The sequence below is a fragment of the Rhizobium sp. 42MFCr.1 genome (assembly GCF_000377185.1).
Lineage (GTDB): Bacteria > Pseudomonadota > Alphaproteobacteria > Rhizobiales > Rhizobiaceae > Rhizobium > Rhizobium altiplani.
The window spans coordinates 1-2893 of the sequence record NZ_KB897898.1 but is presented as its reverse complement, the minus strand read 5'-3'; the positions used below and the strand labels follow the sequence as shown (position 1 = coordinate 2893).

3 protein-coding genes are annotated in these 2893 nt (G+C 60.9%); all 3 read left to right on the top strand.

What is annotated here, in order from left to right; all coding sequences use genetic code 11:
• The first annotated feature begins 183 nt into the window (after positions 1-183).
• The 3 genes from tnpA to tnpC all read left to right on the top strand — a co-directional run bounded on the left by tnpA (position 184) and on the right by tnpC (position 2697).
• A complete protein-coding gene (tnpA, locus tag C934_RS0131445; RefSeq protein WP_018860467.1) occupies positions 184-630 on the top strand; it encodes an IS66-like element accessory protein TnpA in 447 nt (148 codons plus the stop codon).
• On the top strand, positions 627-980 hold the full coding sequence (gene tnpB / locus C934_RS0131440) for an IS66 family insertion sequence element accessory protein TnpB (RefSeq protein ID WP_018860466.1): 354 nt from the start codon (positions 627-629) through the stop codon (positions 978-980). The genes tnpA and tnpB overlap by 4 nt, the downstream gene beginning before the upstream one ends.
• A 64-nt stretch (positions 981-1044) precedes the next feature.
• Entirely contained in the window at positions 1045-2697 is a 1653-nt protein-coding gene (gene tnpC, locus C934_RS0131435; protein WP_018860465.1) for an IS66 family transposase, read from the top strand.
• The last annotated feature ends 196 nt before the right edge of the window (positions 2698-2893 follow it).

Here is a 2893-nt window from a genome sequence, read left to right as displayed (position 1 = left end):
TTGGTCAGCCGATGCTCGATGCTGTTAGCGATGCAGACGCGGTCGAAGATATGCGGGCCTAGGAAGCGGCGGCTGGGGCCGGTGCGGTTTTTGGGTAAGCGCCGTCTCCGCCCCATTGGATAGGCTGTATTTTGAGGCTGGCTGGGCGTGCGAGAAGGTTTCCAGGACTATCTGGAGATTTGCATGGCAGATGATGGATTTGTTGGGCGCTACGAAGTTGTCGAGCCGCGCCGCGGAAACCGGCGTTGGCCGAATGATGTGAAGGCGCGGCTCGTGGCAGAAAGCCTTGAGCCTGGTGTTCGTGTTGTTGATGTCGCGCGCCGTCATGACGTTGTTCCGCACCAGCTTTCTTTATGGCGCCGGCAAGTGCGGGAGGGCATTCTGGCCCTGCCTTTTGAGGCTATGCCGGGGCTGGCGGAGAGCGGCGATGCCGAACCTTCATTTGTGCCTTTGGCGATTACAGCAGAGCCGAGCGAGGCTGTGAGTGTTTTGGCACTGCCGAAACTGCCGGAGGCGGTTTCGTCGGTCTTGACGCTCACGATCGGCTCAGACGTTGTGATGCAGGTTCCCGGTGACGTGCCGGTTGAACGTGTGGCGGCTCTGGTGCGAGCGATGCGAGGGACGGCATGATCGTCGCGGGCCAACGGCTGCCGATCCTGATTGCAACGCGGCCGGTGGACTTCCGCTGTGGGCATCAGGCGCTGGCTCTGATGGTGCAGACCGAGTTGAAGCTCGACCCGCATTCCGGGGTGACGGTGATCTTCCGGTCGAAGCGCGGGGATCGCGTGAAAATCCTGGTGTGGGATGGCACCGGAATGGTACTAACCTACAAAATTCTTGAACACGGAAGCTTTGCCTGGCCCAAGGTGCAGGATGGAACGATGCGTCTTTCCAGAGGGCAATATGAGGCTTTGTTCGAGGGGCTGGACTGGCGACGGGTGATGGTGCGACGGGTCGCGCCGCCGACTGCGGCAGGATGACTCACCGGCCTGATTTTGGCGTTGTTTTGTTGGGCTTTTTTATGCTGCCTTGCTATAAGGCCGCATGTCGTCGCCCCTTGATCTCAGCCTGTTTCCGGACCTTCCGCCAGAGGTTGTCAAAGCCTTTGCGGCGATGCAGTTCGAGCTGTCGGTCGAGCGTGCTGCACGTCAGCATGAGCAGGCTGTGGTGGCCGAAAAGGACGCCTTCATCGCCGAGCTGAAGGAACTGATCGAGAAGCTTGAGGGGCAGGTTCACGACTATCGGCGCACGAAGTTCGGACCGAAATCGGAAAAGCTCGATCCGGCGCAGATGGAACTGGCGCTGGAAGACCTTGAAACGGCGATTGCCGAAACACAGGCGCGGATCGCCGCCGTCGAGAAAAAGATCGAAGCCAGCGCATCCGATCCGGGCAAGGCGGTTCCTCGCAAGGAGCGTGAGGCCCGTGCACTGCCCGAACACCTGCCGCGGGTCGAGAGAGTGATCGAGCCCGAGAGCATCGTTTGTCCCTGCGGTTGCGGCAACATGGTCCGGATTGGCGAGGATCGGACGGAACGGCTCGACCGGATTCCGGCGCGCTACGAGGTGATCGTCACGATCCGCCCGAAATACGCATGCCCCAAGGGTCGAACGGGCGTCGTCCAGGCGAGAGCGCCGGCACATCTTTTGGAAGGGAGCTGGCCGACCGAAGCCCTTCTGGCTGAGATTGCCGTCTCCAAGCATTCCGAACATATGCCGCTCAACCGGCAGGCTGAGGTTATGGCGCGACACGGGGTGCCGATAGACCGCACGGTCCTGGCCGATTGGATGGGGCGCACGGGCAGCGAAATCGCACCGGTGGTCGACCACATGGCAAAACGGCTACTGTGGGAAAGCACGCGGCTCTATGTCGATGAGACCACGGCTCCGGTGTTGGATCCGGGGCGAGGCAAGACGAAGACCGGTTATCTCTGGGCCGTGTTGCGTGACGATCGCGGCTGGAATGGCTCCGCGCCGCCGGGCGTGGTGTTCCATTATCGACCTGGGCGTAAAGGCGAATATGCCGCTGAAATCCTCGAAGGGTTTAACGGGACAATCCAGGTCGATGCCTACGGTGGTTACTCTCACCTCGCCACGTCGGACCGGGTGGGCGGCGACCCGTTGAAACTGGCTTTCTGTTGGGCGCACGGACGCAGAAAGCTGATCAAGGCCACGCCAAAGAGTGGATCGCCCATCGTCGACGAGGCGCTGCTGCGGATCGCCGCGCTCTACAAGATCGAAGACAGTATCCGGGGCTCAGATCCCGATCATCGGCGGGCAGTTCGACAGGACCTGTCCCTCCCGCTGGTGGACGCGTTCTTCACCTGGCTGGCAGCGCAAGCCAAGCGTCTCTCACGCAAGTCTGACCTCGGAAAAGCCCTGGCCTATATGCTGACACGGCAGGACGGCTTCCGGCTGTTCCTGGACGACGGCCACGTCGATATCGACTCCAACCTGGTGGAAAACGCGATCCGCCGTCCGGCCATGAACCGCCGCAATGCCCTCTTTGCGGGGCACGATGAAGGGGGCCGTAATTGGGCCCGGTTTGCCAGTCTGATCGGCACTTGCAAAATGAACGGCGTTGAACCCTACGCCTATCTGTGCGACCTCTTCACCCGCCTCGCAAATGGCCACCTCGCCAAAGACATCGATGCCCTGATGCCATGGGCCTATGCCGCCCGCATCAAGGCCTCACAATGAGCTCGTCAGGTACTCGTCGGTGAGCTCATTTGACGGCCCGTAGATCAACCTCAGATCGCTGCAACTGATTGAGAAATCGATGGGGCGTGGACGTCGCATACGTTTTTGGGCAGGTCGGCGAAGGCCATACCATTGTCGGTAAGCACGGTGTGGATCTTGTAGGGGAAAACCTCGACCACGTTCCGAAGGAAGGCTG